Origin of the sequence: Peribacillus psychrosaccharolyticus ATCC 23296 (genome assembly GCF_000305495.1) — a bacterium.
GTDB lineage: Bacteria > Bacillota > Bacilli > Bacillales > DSM-1321 > Peribacillus > Peribacillus psychrosaccharolyticus.
Genome location: NZ_AJTN02000130.1, coordinates 1 through 569, shown reverse-complemented (window position 1 = coordinate 569; position 569 = coordinate 1). Strand labels below are relative to the sequence as shown.

The 569-nt window shown below is 33.9% G+C and carries 2 protein-coding genes; both read left to right on the top strand.

What is annotated here, in order from left to right:
• Positions 1-245, top strand: a 245-nt coding sequence (locus tag WYK_RS24870; RefSeq protein ID WP_040373727.1) for a hypothetical protein, incomplete at its 5' end; no start/stop codon positions are given.
• 126 nt (positions 246-371) lie between these two features.
• Positions 372-569: hypothetical protein (locus tag WYK_RS06445; RefSeq protein WP_040373726.1), on the top strand; the 198-nt coding region annotated here is incomplete at its 3' end.

Below are 569 nucleotides of genomic sequence, written 5' to 3'. Positions count from 1 at the left end.
CTCAAAAAAGGGAAGAACAGCATCTAGCATTCATGGAAGAAAGCAGAGAACTAAAGAAGGAATACGATATTTTATCGTTCGGTGTCCGTCAAGATAAAAAAACAATTAATGTCTATGTGCCACTAGAAGAAAAAAGTCGGAGTGAAATAGCCACTTCTTTCGAGAGGATCTCCCAAAAATATGATATGGATGATTTTGAAGTGAAGGTTAAAGCTATAAAAAAGGGGGATCCATATGAATATTAAGAGCATTCAAATTCAAGTAAAAATAATACCTTGTTCAACTATTTGGGTAGGTTAGTTGAACAAGGATTTTCTATGTTCGCAACCGAATATTAATATATATGAGAAAGATTGAAAGGGGAAACTAATATGATAATCAGAAAGGCAACGTTGGCTGATGCTGAAGGTATAGCAAAAGTACACGTTGATAGTTGGAAAACTACATATGCGAATATCATTCCAGTAGAATACTTAAATAAATTAAGTTATGAAGGACGAGAGCAGTTATGGAAAGAGAACATGACTAATAGCGATGTATTTGTAGCAGAAAACGAGGAAGGAAAAATT